The 19,503-nt window shown below is 36.1% G+C and carries 17 protein-coding genes and 6 pseudogenes; 12 read left to right on the top strand and 11 right to left on the bottom strand.

All coding sequences use genetic code 11. The features are described 5' to 3' along the window. Positions 1-582: 582 nt before the first annotated feature. Positions 583-897, bottom strand: coding sequence for a BrnA antitoxin family protein (locus FTU62_RS11780; protein WP_180102757.1), 315 nt, complete (start codon positions 895-897; stop codon positions 583-585). Then, the gene (locus FTU62_RS11775; RefSeq protein WP_039890878.1) at positions 884-1,171 is read right to left on the bottom strand and encodes a BrnT family toxin; all 288 of its coding nucleotides are present in this window, start codon (positions 1,169-1,171) and stop codon (positions 884-886) included. The genes FTU62_RS11780 and FTU62_RS11775 overlap by 14 nt, the downstream gene beginning before the upstream one ends. A 617-nt stretch (positions 1,172-1,788) precedes the next feature. On the opposite strand from FTU62_RS11775, the gene FTU62_RS11770 reads away from it, so the two are divergent. Continuing rightward, a complete protein-coding gene (locus FTU62_RS11770; RefSeq protein ID WP_106986693.1) occupies positions 1,789-2,091 on the top strand; it encodes a helix-turn-helix transcriptional regulator in 303 nt (100 codons plus the stop codon). A gap of 4 nt (positions 2,092-2,095) precedes the next feature. Further along, positions 2,096-3,361, top strand: coding sequence for a type II toxin-antitoxin system HipA family toxin (locus tag FTU62_RS11765; protein WP_180102756.1), 1,266 nt, complete (start codon positions 2,096-2,098; stop codon positions 3,359-3,361). Positions 3,362-3,691: 330 nt separating this feature from the next. On the opposite strand, the pseudogene FTU62_RS17635 reads toward FTU62_RS11765, so the two are convergent. Then, positions 3,692-4,213 (bottom strand): annotated as a pseudogene (locus FTU62_RS17635) (GIY-YIG nuclease family protein); the annotation flags it as partial. A gap of 99 nt (positions 4,214-4,312) precedes the next feature. Next, positions 4,313-4,891: pseudogene (locus FTU62_RS17565) on the bottom strand (class I SAM-dependent methyltransferase); the annotation flags it as partial. A 151-nt stretch (positions 4,892-5,042) separates the two neighbouring features. Here FTU62_RS17565 and FTU62_RS11755 point away from each other — a divergent pair. Together FTU62_RS11755 and FTU62_RS11750 are read left to right on the top strand one after the other, a co-directional pair. Then, entirely contained in the window at positions 5,043-5,372 is a 330-nt protein-coding gene (locus FTU62_RS11755; RefSeq protein WP_180102754.1) for a DUF4236 domain-containing protein, read from the top strand. A gap of 100 nt (positions 5,373-5,472) precedes the next feature. Further along, positions 5,473-5,787: a hypothetical protein gene (locus tag FTU62_RS11750; RefSeq protein ID WP_180102753.1), complete on the top strand. Its 315-nt coding sequence runs from the start codon at positions 5,473-5,475 to the stop codon at positions 5,785-5,787. Between the two features lie 69 nt (positions 5,788-5,856). Here FTU62_RS11750 and FTU62_RS11745 read toward each other — a convergent pair whose 3' ends face one another. Continuing rightward, the gene (locus FTU62_RS11745; RefSeq protein WP_180102752.1) at positions 5,857-6,120 is read right to left on the bottom strand and encodes a hypothetical protein; all 264 of its coding nucleotides are present in this window, start codon (positions 6,118-6,120) and stop codon (positions 5,857-5,859) included. 311 nt (positions 6,121-6,431) lie between these two features. Between FTU62_RS11745 and FTU62_RS17560 the strand changes: the two are divergent. Further along, a pseudogene (locus tag FTU62_RS17560) lies at positions 6,432-6,611 on the top strand (hypothetical protein); the annotation flags it as partial. A gap of 54 nt (positions 6,612-6,665) precedes the next feature. On the opposite strand, the pseudogene FTU62_RS11740 reads toward FTU62_RS17560, so the two are convergent. The 4 genes and pseudogenes from FTU62_RS11740 to FTU62_RS11730 form a co-directional block, all read right to left on the bottom strand. After that, positions 6,666-7,598, bottom strand: a pseudogene (locus FTU62_RS11740) (IS5 family transposase). A gap of 896 nt (positions 7,599-8,494) precedes the next feature. Continuing rightward, positions 8,495-9,017 (bottom strand): annotated as a pseudogene (locus FTU62_RS17630) (IS5 family transposase); the annotation flags it as partial. Positions 9,018-9,250: 233 nt separating this feature from the next. Continuing rightward, the gene (locus tag FTU62_RS11735; protein ID WP_104442427.1) at positions 9,251-10,162 is read right to left on the bottom strand and encodes a ParB/RepB/Spo0J family partition protein; all 912 of its coding nucleotides are present in this window, start codon (positions 10,160-10,162) and stop codon (positions 9,251-9,253) included. An 11-nt stretch (positions 10,163-10,173) separates the two neighbouring features. Then, positions 10,174-10,950 (bottom strand): ParA family protein, encoded by a 777-nt coding sequence (locus tag FTU62_RS11730; RefSeq protein WP_180102751.1) that lies wholly within the window; start codon positions 10,948-10,950, stop codon positions 10,174-10,176. 941 nt (positions 10,951-11,891) lie between these two features. On the opposite strand from FTU62_RS11730, the gene FTU62_RS11725 reads away from it, so the two are divergent. Continuing rightward, positions 11,892-13,070: a replication initiation protein gene (locus tag FTU62_RS11725; RefSeq protein WP_180102750.1), complete on the top strand. Its 1,179-nt coding sequence runs from the start codon at positions 11,892-11,894 to the stop codon at positions 13,068-13,070. A gap of 176 nt (positions 13,071-13,246) precedes the next feature. Continuing rightward, a protein-coding gene (locus tag FTU62_RS11720; protein ID WP_180102749.1) for an IS3 family transposase occupies positions 13,247-14,390 on the top strand; the annotation gives its coding sequence in 2 pieces (ribosomal slippage) (positions 13,247-13,515 and positions 13,514-14,390; 1,146 coding nt in all). Positions 14,391-14,450: 60 nt separating this feature from the next. On the opposite strand, the pseudogene FTU62_RS11715 reads toward FTU62_RS11720, so the two are convergent. Then, positions 14,451-15,071, bottom strand: a pseudogene (locus tag FTU62_RS11715) (IS5 family transposase); the annotation flags it as partial. Between the two features lie 171 nt (positions 15,072-15,242). On the opposite strand from FTU62_RS11715, the gene FTU62_RS11710 reads away from it, so the two are divergent. Next, positions 15,243-15,632, top strand: coding sequence for a sigma 54-interacting transcriptional regulator (locus FTU62_RS11710; protein WP_306670176.1), 390 nt, complete (start codon positions 15,243-15,245; stop codon positions 15,630-15,632). Between the two features lie 35 nt (positions 15,633-15,667). Next, complete coding sequence (locus FTU62_RS17625; protein ID WP_180102747.1) at positions 15,668-15,826, top strand: helix-turn-helix domain-containing protein; 159 nt, start codon at positions 15,668-15,670, stop codon at positions 15,824-15,826. A 32-nt stretch (positions 15,827-15,858) separates the two neighbouring features. On the opposite strand, the gene mobR is transcribed toward FTU62_RS17625, so the two are convergent. Further along, a complete protein-coding gene (mobR, locus tag FTU62_RS11700; protein ID WP_180102746.1) occupies positions 15,859-17,535 on the bottom strand; it encodes a phenol degradation transcriptional regulator MobR in 1,677 nt (558 codons plus the stop codon). A 356-nt stretch (positions 17,536-17,891) separates the two neighbouring features. Between mobR and FTU62_RS11695 the strand changes: the two genes are divergently transcribed. Genes FTU62_RS11695 through FTU62_RS11685 form a run of 3 tightly spaced genes read left to right on the top strand, consistent with a single transcriptional unit; the run spans position 17,892 to position 19,465 of the window. Beyond that, entirely contained in the window at positions 17,892-18,161 is a 270-nt protein-coding gene (locus FTU62_RS11695; protein ID WP_180027867.1) for a phenol hydroxylase subunit, read from the top strand. Positions 18,162-18,182: 21 nt separating this feature from the next. After that, positions 18,183-19,187, top strand: a complete 1,005-nt coding sequence (locus tag FTU62_RS11690) for an aromatic/alkene monooxygenase hydroxylase subunit beta (RefSeq protein WP_180102745.1) — start codon at positions 18,183-18,185, stop codon at positions 19,185-19,187. An 11-nt stretch (positions 19,188-19,198) separates the two neighbouring features. Further along, on the top strand, positions 19,199-19,465 hold the full coding sequence (locus FTU62_RS11685; protein ID WP_179998393.1) for an MmoB/DmpM family protein: 267 nt from the start codon (positions 19,199-19,201) through the stop codon (positions 19,463-19,465). Positions 19,466-19,503 lie beyond the last annotated feature (38 nt).

The following is a 19,503-nucleotide window of genomic DNA, read 5'->3' as shown; positions in this document are numbered from 1 at the left end:
CTAAAGATTCAACTTGAAGGAATATATCTTGGGAGAGATATCTTCCTTTTTATTTTTTATTCAGACAGCACTGCGTTTTCTAGTACTAAATATGTGAGAGTTTCGTATAAGAGATTTTATGTTAAATGAATATTTGGAATATTGAAGAAAAATCTAATTTAAAACTTAAATTTTTCAACTTTCTTTTTTTACAAAGTAAAGTTTGGTTTGACTAGGGCACATATACCTTTAGTTTTATATTCATACCAACAATGCTCTGCTAGTTTTCCATACAAAATATTGGAAATCCACAATAGTACGCAAACAAATATTCCGATAATAAATGATTTTATCACGCTTATTTTTTTATATGTGCAAGTATAGAAAATTGCAGGGAAAATTAAAAAGTTTGGAAGAAGTATTACCCCACAAACTATAGATACAATGAAAACTGTAATATGTGTATAAATGGAAATTTTCTTCGGTTTAAATTGAGATTTAAGCATCTAATAATTCCTAAATTATTTTTACTTATAATTTTTTGCTTTTAAATTAAGATACTGATTAGTTTAAGATAAAAAATGAGAGCTTAAGCTCCCATTTCTATTGATGATTTTTTAATTCTTTAAGCATAGCATCCCGTAAAATTTCATTCATTCGTGTTTGATAACCTTTACCTTGTGCTTTGAACCAAGCAAGCACATCAGCATCTAACCGAATAGAAGTTTGTTGCTTCACAGGGCGATAGAATTGATTATGGCGTGCAGCATTACTCCAATCAGTCATTTCAGGAATATCTGATAGATCTAGCTGATCATCAGGAACTATACCTTTAGCAAGCAAGCGTTCAATTTCAGCATCTTGCTTGTCGCTGAATTTTTCATTCAGCTCTTTGCGTGAGTATCTAACCATGCTCATATTTATCTCGCTCCGCTTTAGTTACCTGTCTTGCACTAATGATTCGTATGATTTCACAGTCATCTTCATCAAAGATGGTATGAGCTACTAAGAGCATTAGTACGCCTTTTACTTTTCCAATGGTCTGCCAACGTTCTTCGCCATCGGTATGTCTGTCCTGGATTGAGATCCGTAGTGGATCTTCAAAAACAAGGCTCGCAGTTTCGAAAGAGACATCATGCTTTTTCTGATTCTTTCGATTCTTAGCCTCATCCCATTCAAAATACTGTTCCATAAAAAACATTCAAATTTGTATATACAATAATGTATCACAAAATTGTATAACTCAAGTTGAGAAGCGTAATTTTTAGTCAAATTTATTGGCAAGAACTATCAAAACTGCTCATAAAAAAGCCGACTTGTTTCCAAGTCGGCTTTTGAACATCATCGAGCAAATAATTTATATCATAAGTTTTTGATTTTTATATGTTTCAATTTGTGCATTTCGTATAACGCCCATTATGTTAAATGGATCGAAAATCATCTAAATTTAGAGTTAACAATATCAATAACTTGATCATCTTCATTTATATAACGTTCAAACCAATAATCAATGTCTATCAAGAAAGGCAAAGCGCTGCCCATCGACCTCATTACTCCAGACCACTTGTGTCAGATATTCCAGATTGAACTGATAGCAAATCACGGTTCCTCGCGACACCGCGCGAAACTGATTGAGCTTAAAGCAAGTTGTTAGACTCTATTAGATTGTAAATGTCTAATTAGACTTCTTTAATCTAATAGGATCTAATCAGGCCAATAAAGTACCCTCCTTACCGACTAAGTCGGTTTATTTTATAACTCCATTATTTTGTGGTTTAATACACATATATAGATATAAGACCCAATATTATGGATTTAAAATTCAAAAAACCTGAAGAAGTTGTTACTTTATTATGTGAAAGGCTTCGTAAGGAACGACTTTATCTGGAAATGACTCAGGCAGACGTCGCTACACGTGCTGGTATTGGTGTAAATACAGTATCTAATTTGGAAGCTGGTCGAAATGTTTCATTTGAAAATTTAGTACGCGTTGCCATGGTACTGGGTCGATTAAAAGAATTAGAGGAACTCTTTAAACCTCATTTAAACAGTGTAGATGACATTCTCCGCTATGAGAGCAATACGGCTCGCCAACGTATCAAAAGGAAATAAATCCATGCTCAAAAAACTTAATGTTTATTACAATGGATGGGGTGAATATTGGCTTTGGGGTACACTGGTCTCCTCAACCGCAATCACAGGTCGACCATTAATCGCCTTTGAATACAGTGCAGAAGCGATCAGTAAAGGTTTAGAACTTTCCTCTTACCTACTTCCGTTAAAAGGTGACCCATTAAGAACGAATTTTCCTGCACATCAAATGGGATTGCCAGGTCCTATATATGATGCCCTACCCGATGGTTGGGGCATGCTCCTTATGGATCGCTTATTTAAAAAAAATGGACTCAATCCAGCACGGATTGGGCCATTAGAAAGACTCACGTATATTAATACACATGCGATGGGGGCATTATCCTTTGAACCTTCAGCACCTGAGTTAGCATTACCTGAAAATATTCCACTGCTTAAACTCGCTCAAGAAGTCCAGGAAGTTCTCAAAGGAGAAGGTGCTGAATTTTTACAGCATTTATTAGTTATGGGTGGATCACCACAAGGTGCAAGGCCAAAAGCACTCGTCTATCGTGATCCTGTCACCAACGAATTCTCAACAGTTAGCTCACATCAACATGAAGCCTGGCTGATCAAATTTCCCGCTCAGCAAGAGCATCCTGAAGTTTGTGCAATTGAAGCTGTTTATGCAGAATGTTTGCGTCATTGTGATATTGATACCCCTGACACCCAATATTTTACTCTTCCGAATGGATTAACTGCATTTGCATCAAAAAGATTTGACCGCCACGATGGCATGCGTATCCCTATGCAAAGTTTAGCTGCCTTTACCGGAGCTGATTTTAAATCACCAGGGAGTTTAGACTACAGTAACTTTCTTCGCGCTGCACACTTTTGCACCAATGATGTTCGCGAAAAAGCAATTGCATTCAAGCGAGCTGTTTTCAATGTAGTCTTCAATAATCGAGATGATCATTGCAAAAACTTTTCATTTCTGATGTCCCAAAATGGGCAATGGAAACTCGCCCCTGCCTATGATGTTACTTTCTGTGAAGGGTCAGGTGGATATCATCAAATGGATATCATGGGTGAGGCACTGGATATTCCTCGACAAGCTCTTGTAAAACTTGGTACTCAGGAAGCAGAACTTTCTGCTCAAGAAGTCGCTGAAATTATTGGCTCTATTTGTAAGGTTGCAATCCGATTCAGCAATATCGCTCATGATCTATTACCTGGACAAATTCAAGCAGAGACTCTCCAAATGATCCAAAATAGGATTGAGCATAATATTCATTTATTCAATTCAATATAAAACATTCTCATAAGAATCAAGAATCAAGAATCAAGAATCAAGAATCAAGAATCAAGAATCAAGAATCAAGAATCAAGAATCATTATATTAAATTATATATTGTTATTGTTTCTCATGAAAATTAGTATCAAAATATAGGTGACTTTTATAAACCAAAACGTCTAAAATAAAGTGACCAAAACAACATTAAATGATCTAAATTGATATAAATTTCAACCCACCAAAAACCACATTTTACCAATTAAATCATACACTTACAAATAAAGTCATTTAATGGGATAAATCTCGGTGACCTTGCCAAGATTGGAGTCATTATTTTCTATAAAGTGATCATCCTGCCACATGTTGAAGCTTCACCTGTCTTTGTAATCCTGCTTCCGTAGCGATTTCCATCATTTTCGCATTTTGAATGGCTTTTTTACGCATAGCTGAAAGGGTTTCTTTAAACTCGTGCTGATTACCTTTCAAATTGAGTGGCAGTATCGTTTGTTCAAAAACCTTTTCCTCAACATTCCAAGGTTCTTCACAAATTATCCAGGACACATACGCATTATCTTCAAGCCATGCATCCAGCCATTGCTCACCTGAATGCGTGAAAGTCATGCGATTACCTGACCCTACTCTTCTAAGCGGATACCCACTCATCTCAGCCAGAAGTATGCCCAATGTTCGTCTTAGTGTTGAACCTTCTGCGTTACCTGTAAAGTGTGTTTTAAGCCGTATTCTCAAGTTTGATTTACTATTTGGTTTAGTCTTTTTGTCAGGCGATATGCCAACATACAACAAAGTGTATTCTTGATACGTTATACAGTTTTTTGTTGGGATTCCCGGTGGATTTGTTTTGAACCACCAAAAATAAATCCCGTGTTCTGCAGGAATCAAAGAGGGCTCTTTCATTAACTCGGCACGATTGTATAAACGCTGTGGGTAATAATCAAAAGCATGATATTGCTTTTTCCATATTACGTTGATCCACTCTTCTGTACGGTCTGGACGTTTATCTACAGTAATCCATTGCTGTAACAGTAAAGCCTGATCTATTTGTTTGAGTAAGTCATGAGCTTGCTGCTCATTTAGATCAGTAAAGCTACGCCCCTCTTTCTCACGATCTGTATTTCCATATTTAAAAGACATATAACACACACCATTTGGCTTTAATGCTTTAAATATGCGCGCCAGCACTTCAGTCAGGCGATCTCTTTCACAGTGTAAAAGAGAAGCACAGGCCCAAATCCCATCATACTTAGCTACTTCATTCAGCTCATAAAAACTTTGCTGACGTACCTCGATGCCTGTCAGCTCTCTCGCCTTTTCAACCAGCTCGGTAGAATAATCAATTGCCTCAACTTGATAGCCTTTTTTCTTAAATGCCAGAGTGTCACGCCCAGAGCCACAGCCCAAATCCAGGATCAATGCCTGTTCCGGCAAATATCTTAGAAATGGTGCGTAAAGACTTTCCATCTCAACCTGATAGGTATTTTCAAAAAATGCTTGAGCATGTTGATTGTAATAATTTGATGTTTGATTCATTGTCTAAAAGCCAATATCTTATGTTAAAGAACATACTGATATTTCACTAGATAAGTCAAATGATCAGTCCTATGAATGAATCAAACTCTTATTTCACTGTATCCGGACAACTGAGATAGAAACCAAACTGGTTCTTGTAAATGGAAAAAATATGGGCTTCAGATTTCGCAAGAGTATTAAAATATTACCTGGATTAAAAATCAATCTGACGCATAAAGGCATCAGCAGTGCAAGCATTGGCAAACCCGGCGCTTCTTTAAATATTGGCAAAAAAGGCACCCGAACCAGCGTTGCTATTCCAGGCACAGGCCTATCCTATTCCAAGCACCACCCCTATAAAAACAGAGTTGGCAACCAAGAAAATCCTGCTCAGGAACAACAACCGCTCTATACATCAGATACCGAGCAACCTAGGTCGAATGTCTGGATTTGGGTAATTTTTGGATTATTTTGTTTTATTGTCGGGGCAATTATTTTTTAAATTTAGCCATTCTTTGCACCCATAACATTCATTCCTATAGGCAAAATTTAATTCATTCATTACTATGGACGGATGTTAAATACAATAAAGGCTGCCGCTGATGTCTGATCATGACAGTACTATGGATTATGATGAAAATGATTTAATCGATTCTCCCTTGTCTCAAATTTTACAAGAGGATAATGAGCAAATTGAAGTTCTAATTTATCGATTACCCGATAGTGACTGGACACTTGAAGTGGTAAACCAAAATGGTACTTCTACGGTATGGGATGAAACATTCCCATCAGATCAGGAAGCTCTATCTGTCGCTTTAGATGGAATTAAAGCCGCAGGCGGTATTAAGGCCTTTTCAGAAATCAGTGACCTTGAAGCAAAGAACAATATTTTTCCTGAATCCCTTACTCGCCATTAAAAATGAAGCTGCTGGCTTGGATCTGAGTCAGTATTTTCTGGATTCTTAGAACCTGTCGCGATGATAGGTTCACTTCAGCCCAAACCCATCTAGTGTTGAAGGGTCAAAATTTTCATCAAACATAAACTCATCTGCTCGCTCTTTTTTTAATGTCGCCAAGGCATAAAAGAAACATTTTTCGCATAACTGCAATTCATATCTTTCCCCGTCATGCTTAGAACCATAACCCCAGTGCGCAGATAAAGTTCCAAACTCCAATTCCGTTGATTGGTTGCATACATCACATACAATATCTGTGACGACTTCTATCTGTTTCAGTTGTTTAATTTCCATATTCAGCTCCCAAGATCAATCAAGTTAAATTTGTCTACATACTTAGCAAAAACTTATTTATTTTTTGATTTAAATCACACTTTTATAAACAACAGATAACTATATATAGTGATTTAAAGAAGAAAAAATACAATATATGGTATTTTTAGCCATTGTCTCACTATTAAAAACTATATGAATATTATTTTTTTATTTTCAGCCATTTGGCAAAAATATGGGGGAAGTATCACTGTATGTCTGTAAAAAAGAAAAACACACCAAATTATCGCGTGCCTGCAAAAAATCTGCAATTAATGTGTTATCCAAACTGTATGCATGCCTATCAAATCTGGATTGCTCTATTTTTTCAGCTTAATCAGAAACAGCAAAACTATCACTTGAATTTAACTTTTAAACAGAATATCTAAATCCCTCTTCTGACAACAGACAAAGCTGATCACTATTTTTTTAGTAGTCATTTCAGTTGGATCTATGCCTATTTTTACAACAAGAAGGTTTTGTTGCATAAATATTTGAGAGATTGAACTATCCCAAGTATTCCAAATTTAAGAGACAGCTTGGGTCTGAGGACGACCTAATTCCGTAAATCTGTTGAGGACTGCTATACGTGCATGAATTTCATTGACTTGGCTATCAAATTTTCTTGCACTGAGTTTATCCCCCAATAATTTGATGCAATGCATCTTAGTTTCGACCAAACTTCGGCAATGATAGCCGGACCATTTTTTCCATAGTGTCCTGCCTAAACGTTTAACTGTTCGAAGTAATTCATTTCGCTCTTGCGAGCTGATCTTTGTATCTTTCCAAGGCTTTGCATTTTTTCTTGGAGGAATCACAGCATGCGCTTGCCGATCTGCAATGACCTGACGGCATTGCTTGGTGTCATAAGCTCCATCGGTATAAACGGAATCAATTTGCTCATCTTGTGGAATCTGATCAAGTAAATCTTCAAGCACTTGTGAATCACTCACATTATTTGTAGTGAGTTGAATAGTACGTATTTACAGGGTTTCAGCATCTTTACCAATATGAAGTTTACACCATTGGCGACGATATTCTGGTTGGTGCTTCTTACGCTTCCATTCACCTTCGCCTAGAAACTTTAAGCCAGTAGAGTCAACGAACAGATGTAGCCCATCAGTACTTTTTTGATAGCTAATCGCAATATTGATATGCTTTTGTCGTCTGCAAAGGGTGGAATAATCTGGTGCTGTCCAGTCTAGACCACACAGTTTAATTAGACTTTGAACAAAACCTGTGACCATGCGTAAAGAGAGTCGAAATAAATATTTGATCATTAAGCAGCATTGTATAGCAGTATCAGAATAAGTTTGATTTCGACCTTGCTTGCCTTGTGATTGCGCATACCACTGAGTGTTTGGATCAAACCAAATGGCAATATTTCCACGATTAATGAGTGCTCGGTTGTATGTAGACCAATTGGTTGTACGATAGATTTTAGGTGTGGGCTTATTCATTTGGAAACTATATTACTAAACAAGCTTTTATGGATAGGTTTGTGCAACAAAGCCTAAAGAAAATATAACTTAAATATGATCTCAGAGTGTTGTAATTAGACACTCTGAGAAATGGTGATCATATGAAATTTACAGAATATTTTTTAAGAGGAATTACTCTTTTATCTATAATTTTGTGGAGTATGAGTGGAAATATTTTATTTTTCTATATAGCAGTTTTAGTTTTAGATATTATTTTAATAATTTCCAATTTTTTTAAAAAACAATAGTCAGGTCATCTATAATTCAGGAGCTGCAGGTAAAATTGTAACTGCTAGTAGCTTTTTTACATAAAGCCTTTAAAGTTTTTCCTAAGTTTCTAAAGTTTAAGTGACAACTTGGGAATTAGGTCATCCTCACACCCAAGCTGTCTCTTAAATTTGGAATACTTGGGATAGTTCAATCTCTCAAATATTTATGCAACAAAGCCTTTCTAGATTATGAAGATTAATAATAGGGTTCTTTCATAAGTCATTCTTTATTTAGTTCTAGCTTATAGATTCCAGTAATAGAATGGAATCTATAACCTAATATTTTGCCTCGATTGCGATATCGCTAAGCAATAAATTTGAAGTTTTTCAAATCGTAAAATACATTCACAAGCCCAATTTTTATTGTAAATGCAGCATCAAAATGCTTAGCTATCGTCCAGTGTTGTGTAAGTGGTTAGGACAAATTTTATGTGTTATCTCTTTCACTGGCAAAACTTTTGGGTCTATTACAAGTTATATAATTTGCATATAATCGAAGCTAATCACTATAAGCTATATTTTTTAATTTTAGAATGATTTTAGTGACCAACTCTAGATCAATCTATTTCTAACAAAACCAAAAATAATTTAGAGTCTGTTGACATTTCATAATGGTAACCAGATAAAGCTACAGGCTAAAGCAACGAAGTTTTCATAGTTTCGCATTAGCCTGTCATACCGATTGGCAGTTCCTCGTAAATATTTTTAATCTTGTTAATGCATTTTCCATTGAATACCTGATTTTATATAAACACCAATCCATATGTTGATTACTAGATTCAGACTTACATTTCTTTAGTATGTTGCTTTGTTTTCAGTTTTCTCAATTTTTCTCTAAATAATTCTGAATTATAACTTCTATCTGCACACAATATTTCTTTTTCCTTTAAATCCAAAACATCAAACAAATCAGATGCACTTTCAAATCATGGGTCTTGGTATCATTAATAATAAATTCAGTAGGATTTCCATCCGCATCCACAACTAAATGGATTTTAGAACTATTTCCACCAACGTTATTAGAAATAGCTTGGTCTTTCACTCCGGTCGTATGTTGATGCACTCGCATATGAGATGCATCAATAGAAACCTATTCTAGTTTTGCATCATTTGATAATAATTTAAAGACTTAGACCATTGATTATGCGCCAGCATTGTTGTAATACATAACAAGAAGGAATGTGGTTTGTCGATTGAATTTTACTTTCTCACTATTTTTTATACAACAAATGTCAACAGCATCTAACTTTTATAAATATATATTATAAAAAAATTGTTTTTAATTAACATTAATTTTATTACTAGGTATCACCAAGATTATACTATCAGACATATTTTAAAGAAAAGAAGTGTAGCAAGTTGCTACACTTCTTGATTTTTCTCTACCAACTCTTTCAATAGATTTTCCAATTTTTCCAAACTAGCATCATCAAAATGAGAAATTTTTAAAGAAACCTTTAATAACTTATCATTAAATTTAATATTTCCAGCAACTTTTCCAGCATATTCAATTTTTTTTACAAGCGATGTTGATGGAGAGTCATTATTATCTTGAACTAGATATTTCGTAGCTTGTGCAACAGCCTTAGTTTGCTCAAGTTGGCCATTCTTTACTTTTGTCCAAACAGTTAACAAGGCTTTTTCAGCACGTTGTTTTATTTCGTCGTGATCTGCAAGAAATTTTTTAAAAGCTGTTGCAGCAGTTCGACCTAATAACTGGGGCTCATTTACCAAATCATTCAAGATGGCTTTAGGCAACTTTTCAAAAGATAAATATTTATACATGTCTTCACGATTTAAGCCTAAAGACTTCGCTAAACGTTGTTTATTTTTCTTTAAATTTTCATCCAAGCCTACTAGACCAATATAGATTTCGAAGTCTGTTAAATCCTGGCGTTTTAAATTTTCAGCTAGTGTAAGTAGTGAAGCCTCTTCATTATTTGCATCAATAATAATTGCTTCAATGGTCGATTTTTTTAGAATTTCATGCGCACGTAATCGACGTTCACCTGCAATCAGTTCAAATTTTAAATTTTCAAGTTTGCGAACAGTGATGGGTTGCAACAAACCAACTTCATCGATCGATTCAGCCAGTTCTTTGATTTCCTGCTCATCAAATTTTCTACGCGGTTGATAAGGACTCCGTGAAATGTCTTCAATGGGGACATTTCGTCTAAATTCCTTTAATTCCTTGATATTATCTTTTTGAGCTAATTGATGCTTTTGAGTATTTTGTTTCAGCTTTTGAGCTAAAAGTTCTTTTGCAGTTGCCATAAAATTCTCAATCAGTTAACTTTAGCCAAAACTTCTTTAGCTAAACTTTCAAAAGCCTTTCGAACCTTTCCACTTTTGTCTAGCTTAAGTAAAGACTGCTGCATAATTGCGGCTTGATTTACTTTTGTACTTTGTGGAATAGTCGTTTGCATAATATAGCCCACTTGCTTAAATGCTTCATCACGAATGAGTTTACAAACATTTTGTCTCTCATCGTGCTTAATAAGTAGTGCACCTAATAATTGTAGCTCCGGATTGATTCGCTTTATTTTTTCTAAATGATTAAGTAAGTCTGTAACACCATATAGACCATATTGTGAGCCAGATTCAATCGGGATAATTACATGTGTTGAAGATGCTAAAGCATTACTCGTCAATAGTTTTAAACTTGGAGGGCAGTCAATTAAAATAAAATCATAAAGATCTTTTAAAAGTTCTAATTTTGTAGTGAGTTCTTCTGATGGTCTTGGTGCATCCTCTTTTAATTGGTCCTCTGTTTTTCCTAAATTGAGAGAACCATAAATTAGTGAAACATTATCAAAATTAGTATCTTCTTCTAAAGCGTCGGTAAGTAATGAGACATCACCTACTAATAACTCAGCGGTTGTTACTCCAACTTCACTTGGATGTTTTAAACCAATATGCAAGCTAGCATTTGCTTGAGGATCTAAATCGATCACAAGCACTTTTTTTCCTAAGTTTGCTAGCTCAGAGGCTAAATGAACAACTGTTGTTGTTTTACCACAACCACCCTTGTGATTCGCAACAGCAATAATTTTTGCAGACATACTTGTCAAATCATTCTATATTTACAATTACTATTAATATAAATAACTTTGGGCTAAGTTACTACACCTTTTAAATTTAAAACATTCATTTGTATAACGCTAAAGCAATTTTAAATTTAAAGTTTTATATAGCTAGCTTAATTAATAATTAATAGTAATTAATAATTAAGTTAATTAATAATTAAGTCAATATTTTACATTTAAAAACAATATGATATGGAATTTAAGGTGGAGGGTTTGTCATCTTAAAGTGGAAGAGTTGTCTTCTATAAGTGGAAAGATGATCACTTAAAAGTGGAATATATGTCACTGTAAAGTGGAGTATTTGTCACTTAAAAGTGGAGTATTTGTCACTATGGTGGAATGTTTTTCACTGTTAATTATAAAATATATGTATTATTATTTAAAACATATATAAAACAATTATTTATGATGTTGATAACTTAATAAATTTAAGTGTAAGAGTGGAAAAAAAATCACTTACAAAAATAATATTGTGGATAAAGTTGCAAGGCTTTTTTTTACTACACCATTTTTTGATATATTCATTGATCTAAGAGTGGAAAGAATTTCACGCACTCACCCTAGAATGCAGATATTTTGTTCTTATAACTAAACTCGATATTTTTTTCAGTGATCTGCGCTTTTAAAGGTGGAAAACTTGTCATATCGAAATAGGTTAATTGATTATTTAAAATCCATTATGGGTGTTTATTCATCAATCCGTATTTCTATAAAGAATCAAAAACATCTAAAAGTGGAGTGTTTGTCATCTTAGAGTGGAATTTAAAAATATATTTCCACTTTAATGGATTTTTACCTAAATTTGGTGACAAGTATTCCACCTTAGGTTTTTTAGGTGAAACTGTTGAATCTTTTTCCACTTTTTTATATAACATGCATAATCAAGTTAAGCACACTTAAAATAGTTAATACACTTTATGTCAGAACTAAGCCATAACAAAGAAGAGCTGGATTCAATCCCGTACTGCATAGGTAATATTCGTCACAATGGGGTTGTAAGTACTAGCAATCGTTTGATACGACCTATTGAATTGTCAGCGAATGAATATAAAGCACTTTTATATGCGATGGCTGTTGCCAATTACGGTGAGAAGAATCATATCGATAAAGAAATTAGTGAACAAACATACATCTATCTGTATAAAGATGATTTAGCTGAATTACTGGGATTAAGTAAACGAAATTCAATTAATGTAGCCATTGATCGAATTTACAAAGAACTTTCATCCCGTGTGGCGCACTTTGTAATTGAAGAACCTGTAGATGATATAAAGAAAAAGACTAAAAGAGTTCACTCGGTTGTCCCTATTATCCGTGAGTTAAGATGGGAAGATGATTCAAAGAATGCACTTCAAATCAGATTTACAAGTGAAGTATTACCTTACTTTACTCAATTAGCTGGTGGTAATTTTACGACATACCAACTAAAACATTTATTTGCTCTAGATTCAGTTGCAAGTATGAGTCTTTATACCTATTTCATAAAAAATGAATTCAAATTTAAAACTCAAGAAATCTACGAAGTTCCATTATTATTAGAGAATCTCAAAGCTCTAATTGATATAAATGAAACTAAATATGACCGTTGGGTCGATTTTCGACGTTATGTATTAGATAAAATTGTAGCTGAAATTAATGAAAACACCGATCTACAGTTAGAATATGAAACAATTAAAAAAGGACGCCCTATTATAGGCGTAAAATTTAAACTACATCATCGTGGTTTTGAAAAGCCTGTAATTGAAAATAAAAAGGCCGAAAAATTAAAGATCTACTTAGATGTTCCATTTGAAGATAATGCTGAGGTAAAAGATCTAGGTGCAAAATTCGATACCACTGTACGTTCATGGTATATTTTTAATGATGATGCTAATTATTTACAGCTTGAAAAGTGGTTTAAGACTGTAGGTTGCCTCACAGACTCTCAAGCAAACGTTGTTATCAATGATTCATTATTTCAAATGGATTTTGCTGAAGTTGGAATGAGCTTAAGTGACTTTAAGAGAAAAATGAAAAATAAATTGAAAACTGATAGTAAATTTGTGGAAGACATCAAGGATCGTCTAAATGAAATTTTCGGAAAGGATATTATCTAGGAGTGTAGCAACTTGCTACACTTTTATCGGCTATTCTTAGTTCAAGAAACCACTTATAACTTTAATTAGTAAAACAGTTATATTGAACGTTCATTTCAACAGAGATGGATCCGGAAATTTGAACAACTCCTATAATTGATATTCTGCTCCTCAAATGATGTTATAAACATCAATATATGGAGTATTTTATGGCACGTAGACCAAGAAGAAATCATTCAAACGACTTTAAGGCTAAGGTAGCATTTGCTACGATCAAAGCAGAAAAAACACATGCTGAATTGAGTTCTGAGTTTAATGTTCATCAAAACCAAATTATTGACTGGAAAAATCAATTGATCTCAGCTTCCTCACAAGCTTTCGATCAATCAAAAGCTCCATCAGAACCCCCCATTGATCTTAAAAAGTTACATGTAAAAATCGGTAAGCAGGCATTAGAAATTGATTTTTAGAAGGTGTGTTGAAGAAACTGGGCTGCTTCAACCACAAAAGTTAATCGACCACTCACTTCAGATTTCAGTATCTAAACAAGCTAAGTTATTGAAAGTCTCTCGTGGTTGTTATTATTATCGCCTAAAACCTGTTAGCTCATCAGATCTGAAACTGATGCGATGTATTGATGAATTACATATGCAATATCCTTTTGCAGGCAGTCGTATGATGCGTGATTTGTTGAATCGTCAAGGGCATCATATAGGACGACGTCATACACGTACTTTAATGAAGAAAATGGGTATTCAGGCGTTATATTGCAAACCAAATTTAAGCCAGGCTAATCAAGCTCACCGTAAATATCCATATCTGCTCAAAGGATTGGCTATTCAGCGCAGTAATCAAGTGTGGTCTACGGATATAACGTATATCCCTATGGCAAAAGGCTTTGTTTATTTATGTGCTGTGATTGATTGGCATAGCCGCAAGGTACTTGCGCATAGGGTATCGATTAGTATGGAGGTGGATTTTTGTATTTCGGCTTTAAATGAAGCGATTGAAAAATATGGATCATCTGAAATATTTAATACAGACCAAGGTAGTCAGTTCACCAGTGATGCATTTATTGATGTATTGAAATCAAATGGCATTCAAATCAGTATGGATGGTAAAGGTCGATGGATTGATAATGTGATGGTTGAACGATTATGGCGGAGCGTTAAATATGAAGAGGTGTATCTCAAAGCTTATAGCAGTGTCACAGATGCGAAAAAGCAATTGAGTGCATATTTTGAGTTTTATAATTTGAAACGACCTCATTCGAGTCTAGACAAAATGACACCAAATGAGTTTTACTATGATCAGCTACCGCAACAAAACAAGGTGGCTTAACTAGAGCAGAATAACACTTATAAATACGCTTTTAGTTGTTCAAACAAGTGGAACCACCTCTATCAACTGGCGACACCGCTTCGTGTCATAAGCACCATCGGTATAAACGGAGTCAATATGCTCATCTTGAGGAATCTGATCAAGTAGATCACCAAGTACTTGTGAATCACTGACATTATTTGTCGTAAGCTGAACATCACGTATTTGCAGTGTTTCAGTATCTATACCAAGATGAAGTTTACGCCATTGCCGACGGTATTCAGGCTGATGCTTCTTACGCTTCCATTCGCCTTCACCTAAAAATTTTAAACCCGTAGAGTCGACGAGTAGGTGTAACCCATCACGACTTTTCTGGTAGCTAATTTGAATATCAATATACTTTTGTCTTCTACAAAGCGTCGTGAAGTCTGGTGCTGTCCAATCTAATCCGCAAAGTTTAATTAAGCTTTGAACAAAACCAGTAACCATGCGTAAAGTGAGTCTAAATAGAGATTTGATCATCAAACAGCATTGAATCGCTATGTCGGAGTAGGTTTGACTTCGACCTTGTTTGCCTTGAGGTTCTGCATACCATTGTGTTTTTGGATCGAACCAAATGGCAATATTCCCATGATTAATGAGAGCTCTGTTATATGCGAGCCAATTGGTTGTGCGGTAGATTTTGTGTGTAGGCTTCTTCATTTGGAAATTATATCGCTGAAAAGCCGTTACAGATAGGTTTGTGCAACAAAGCCATTTACCAAGTAAAAGTTTCCGTTTTTATCAGCACACATCACTTTACTACGTGTACTGCAAACTGGCGAGTTTGAGCTGTTAGGTGATACGAAAACCCGGAAAACTAATGTTTGAGTGATGGTGGCTTGCAATGAAAGCCTGAAAAAAGCAGTGGAAGAGGTCCGTTTCCGTAGTGACCTATATTACCGCTTAGCTACCTATCCAGTTCTGATTCCTTCTTTGAAAGAACGCCGTGAAGATATCAATCTGCTGGTTGAATACTATATCCACTTCTTTGAGAAGCAGTATCACAAGACATTTAATGGCTTCAGTGACCGAGTGTATGCCTTTTTTAACAGCTATGACTGGCCGGGAAATATACGAGAATTAAGAAATATCTTGGAACGTTCGGTGCTTTTGTCCAATAATACGGCACTTGATTTAGAAGATTTAATGCTGGAAGAACAGATCATTCAGGATTTCCTAAGCCAGAATAAACAGAAATTTAATGAATTAAGGGCATTGTGACTAAAAGCGATTTAAATCAGCTAATTGAGCACCTAATGCAAAGCTCAGAACAGGTGGATATGGAATATGTTGAATTGACCATTTTACAGACGCCATTAAATAAATACCGAGGTAATGTTTCCAAAGCTGCCCGCTATTTGAATATGACACGCAGTGCACTGGAATATCGGTTAAAAAAGCACGCAGTAATATAAGTTTAGGGTGTTTGGGTATGAAATATAGGGCCTTACGATAAGGCCCTATATTTCTTTAAGCGATAATCCAATGTTGCCCGGCTAATGCCGAGTATACGTGCTGCTTCAGAGACATTGTTTTGAGTCTGTTGCATGGCTTGTAAAATAATCTGCTGTTCATAATGTTCTAATGAAAAGTCAGGAGTAAATAGTTCTGCAATTTTTTGTGAATTAAATGATTTGGAAGGGAATATTTCCCGATAGCTAATTGCCTCAGCGGCTACAACATCTGGAAATAAATCACGTAGTTTAATCTCTTGTTGATCATCTGTGAGTAATGCTGCGCGTTCCAGCACATTCTCTAATTCACGGATATTGCCTGGCCAATTGTAATTTATAAAGTAATGTTTGGCTTTGTCACTAAGACCTTTAAATTTTTTGTCATAGATATTTTCAAAGCGTTTAAGAAAATGACTGACCAGCAGAGGAATGTCCTCCCGCCGTTCGCGTAATGGCGGAATACGTACCGGAAAAATGTTCAGGCGAAAATACAGATCGGCACGGAATCGACCCTCTTTGACAGCTAATTCCAAATCTTCATTGGTGGCAGCTACGACTCGAACATCGACTTTTCGGGTCTGATAATCGCCTACACGTTCAAATTCACCTTCTTGCAGCATTCGTAATAAGGCTGCTTGGGCACGAGGGGATAACTCAGCCAGTTCATCCAGAAAAATCGTACCTTGATGGGCACGTTCAAATTTACCTATTCGTTGACTGACTGCTCCTGTGAAAGCCCCCTTTTCTACGCCAAAGAGCTCAGCTTCAATCAGGTCATGTGGGATACAAGCACAGTTAACTGCTATAAAAGGCTTATCTTTGCGTGGACTAGCATAGTGAATACCTCGTGCAAAAGCCTCCTTACCAACACCTGTTTCCCCAGACAGGAGTACGGCGACTTTACTGCCAGCCGCTTTTTTGAGGAGGTCACAGACATTGCGGTAAGCCGCAGATTCTCCGACCGCATTAAACATGCTGTAGTCGACCTCGGCACGAGTATAAATATCGTGTTTTAGTTGATTCAATTCAGCGCGTAATGCAATGATTTCGTCCGATATAGGGTCAGGAGACATAAATTGTACAAGTTCTTCGGCATTTTCCCATTCGATTAAGGGTTTACCAATGATCCGACAATGATCATGACCTTGGGCAATACATTGGGTTTCCTGATAAATAATGGTTTGTCTCATGACATAGCTGCTATATCCACAAGCATAACCAAGTTGTAGCCAGCAAGCAGGTTCATCGGATTTACCAAATTCGCTCAGGTGAACTTCACCTTCAAAGGAATGTCGCCAGTTAAAGTCGGCATAGAACTCATGGTTGAGATGGCTCAGCTGAAGTGTATTGACTTCGACCTGTACCATCCCGCGAATACCATGCATTTGTGGTCCTGCCATAAAAGCCTCTGTTTCATTGAGGTCTGGACGAAGTTGTGCAGTGGCTTCGGCATCTCGCATACCAGCCTGATAACCACAACGAATAAAGAACCTTTTGGCTGGCTCATAACCCAGCATATCGTGCAAGTCTTTGCGTAGAAAACCGAAAATATCGGTATGTAGCAACAACATACGATTTTCTTCAAACCAAATCTGACCATGAGCGGCATCGAACTTAATCCGGTCAATCAGGTCCTGAATATCTTGTTGTGGCTTCAAAAATGGCTGCATGCGCAATGTCCTTCATTTTATTCTGTGCTCAATATCCTATGAAGCACTTTTGTCATTACTTGTGTACTAATAACGAACTAAAAATTTATGCATATCATCATACTGTACATAAAGTGCATGAAAATGCCAGATGGATATTGAATAAAAAACAGAGTAGAAAATAGTCTTTCATCATTTGATGAATATTTTTTAATTGTGTTCATCAGTTGATGAAATCAAACTTCAAAAAAGACATCCAATATAATAAATTTTATATAAATCAAAATCTTAAAAAGTTGGCACACTAATTGATATATGTATGTGGAAGGGAATTTGTCCAGCAAGAAGGATTCTTAGTCATGACAAATCAAATAGGGATGCCACAACTCACCAAATATATCCGGGTGACGGGTGACCGTAATGCCAAATTTATTGAATTTGATTTCGCCATTCACGATCCAAGTCTGTTTGTCGAACTGGTGTTACCTCGTGAAGCTTTTATACAGTTTTGTGAGACCAATCAAGTCGTCGAGATGACTGAAGAACAGAAAACCAGAAATGATGAGGAAGAAGAAAAATGGCGCTATGGGACTGAAGTCACTTTAGTCAATGCACAGCGATATATCCCAGATCAAGAAGATCTTTAGAAATAGCTTAAGGAGATAGCCATGTCACTTGAAATTAAAACATCTAGTATTGAACCAATACGCCAGAGTTATGCCTATATTGAACGCCGTTTTGGTAATAAACCTGCAACCCGCTATCAGGAAGTCAGTTTTGATATTCAGGCTGAAACTAACTTCCATTACCGACCATTATGGAAACCTGAGAAAACCCTGAATGATAAAACACATACTGCCATCGTGATGCAGGACTGGTATGCCTTTAAAGATCCACGTCAGTTTTACTATGGGACATATGTGCAACATCGCGCCCGTTTACAAGATACAGCCGAAGCTAATTTTAACTTTTTTGAGAAGCGTCAGCTGGCTGTACATATTTCTGATGAAGTCCGAACAAAAGTTATCTCGCTGTTTATTCCATTCCGCCATCTAGAACAAATTGCCAACCTGCACATGATGTCAGGCAGTGCTTACGGTTATGGCACGGTACTGACCCAGGCTTGTATTTATGCGGCGATGGATCGTCTCGGGATGGCGCAGTATATCTCTCGTGTGGGTTTGGCTTTAGATGGTGGAACTGGTGAATCACTAGCACCTGCAAAACAAGCATGGATGCAAGATCCTGTATGGCAAGGTTTACGCAAGCTATGTGAACAAAGCCTGACAGAACAAGACTATTTCAAGCTGTTTTTATTACAAAACCTAGTGATTGACAGTTTCATGACTGAGCTGGTCTATACCCAATTTGATCAATGGTTAGCAGATCATCAAGCTCGGGATCTTGCAATGCTTACCGAATTTATGCATGAAGCCTTAACAGATCTACGTAAATGGTCAGACAGCGTACTCAAAACAGCGGCAGCAGAATCAATTGAAAATAAACGATTGTTAAGTCAATGGCTAGCGGAATACCTAACAGAAGTCAAAGCGGCATTTACGCCTTGGGCTGAAAAAGCGTTAGCTAGTGACGCAATAGATATAGCTGAACAAAAACTGCTGGAGCACAGTAAAAAAATTGGAATAGATCTCGAACAAGTGGCACAGGCTTAAGGAGAAGCAGCATGTCTAAAGTGTATTTGGCATTACAAGATAACGATACCTCACGTTACATCATTGAAGCGATTGAAGAAGATAATCCTGACGCCACCATTCAGTATTTACCGGCCATGATTCGCGTAGAAAGTGAAAAAGGTCTGATTGTTCGTGCAGAAACGGTTTCGGAAAAATTGGGCCAAGAATGGGATATTCAATCTTTACAGCTCAACATGATCACATTGGGCGGCAACGTTGAAGAAGATGACGATACGTTCCGTCTACACTGGAATTAAAAAATAGTAAGCGTCAATGTGCCGCATTGAAGCGGTAT

The organism is Acinetobacter sp. YH12126 (genome assembly GCF_013418745.1).
GTDB lineage: Bacteria > Pseudomonadota > Gammaproteobacteria > Pseudomonadales > Moraxellaceae > Acinetobacter > Acinetobacter amyesii.
This window is presented reverse-complemented; position numbering and strand designations above follow the sequence as displayed.

Excerpts from the sequence above, each read along its gene's own strand:
- FTU62_RS11765 (WP_180102756.1), top strand. The coding sequence starts at position 2,096 with ATGCTCAAAAAACTTAATGTTTATTACAATGGATGGGGTGAATATTGG.
- FTU62_RS11745 (WP_180102752.1), bottom strand. The coding sequence starts at position 6,120 with ATGGAAATTAAACAACTGAAACAGATAGAAGTCGTCACAGATATTGTA.
- FTU62_RS11710 (WP_306670176.1), top strand. The coding sequence starts at position 15,243 with ATGGTGGCTTGCAATGAAAGCCTGAAAAAAGCAGTGGAAGAGGTCCGT.
- FTU62_RS11735 (WP_104442427.1), bottom strand. The coding sequence starts at position 10,162 with ATGGCAACTGCAAAAGAACTTTTAGCTCAAAAGCTGAAACAAAATACT.
- FTU62_RS11725 (WP_180102750.1), top strand. The coding sequence starts at position 11,892 with ATGTCAGAACTAAGCCATAACAAAGAAGAGCTGGATTCAATCCCGTAC.
- FTU62_RS17625 (WP_180102747.1), top strand. The coding sequence starts at position 15,668 with ATGCAAAGCTCAGAACAGGTGGATATGGAATATGTTGAATTGACCATT.
- FTU62_RS11750 (WP_180102753.1), top strand. The coding sequence starts at position 5,473 with ATGTCTGATCATGACAGTACTATGGATTATGATGAAAATGATTTAATC.
- FTU62_RS11780 (WP_180102757.1), bottom strand. The coding sequence starts at position 897 with ATGAGCATGGTTAGATACTCACGCAAAGAGCTGAATGAAAAATTCAGC.
- FTU62_RS11695 (WP_180027867.1), top strand. The coding sequence starts at position 17,892 with ATGCCACAACTCACCAAATATATCCGGGTGACGGGTGACCGTAATGCC.
- mobR (WP_180102746.1), bottom strand. The coding sequence starts at position 17,535 with ATGCAGCCATTTTTGAAGCCACAACAAGATATTCAGGACCTGATTGAC.
- FTU62_RS11730 (WP_180102751.1), bottom strand. The coding sequence starts at position 10,950 with ATGTCTGCAAAAATTATTGCTGTTGCGAATCACAAGGGTGGTTGTGGT.
- FTU62_RS11755 (WP_180102754.1), top strand. The coding sequence starts at position 5,043 with ATGGGCTTCAGATTTCGCAAGAGTATTAAAATATTACCTGGATTAAAA.
- FTU62_RS11685 (WP_179998393.1), top strand. The coding sequence starts at position 19,199 with ATGTCTAAAGTGTATTTGGCATTACAAGATAACGATACCTCACGTTAC.
- FTU62_RS11775 (WP_039890878.1), bottom strand. The coding sequence starts at position 1,171 with ATGGAACAGTATTTTGAATGGGATGAGGCTAAGAATCGAAAGAATCAG.
- FTU62_RS11770 (WP_106986693.1), top strand. The coding sequence starts at position 1,789 with ATGGATTTAAAATTCAAAAAACCTGAAGAAGTTGTTACTTTATTATGT.
- FTU62_RS11690 (WP_180102745.1), top strand. The coding sequence starts at position 18,183 with ATGTCACTTGAAATTAAAACATCTAGTATTGAACCAATACGCCAGAGT.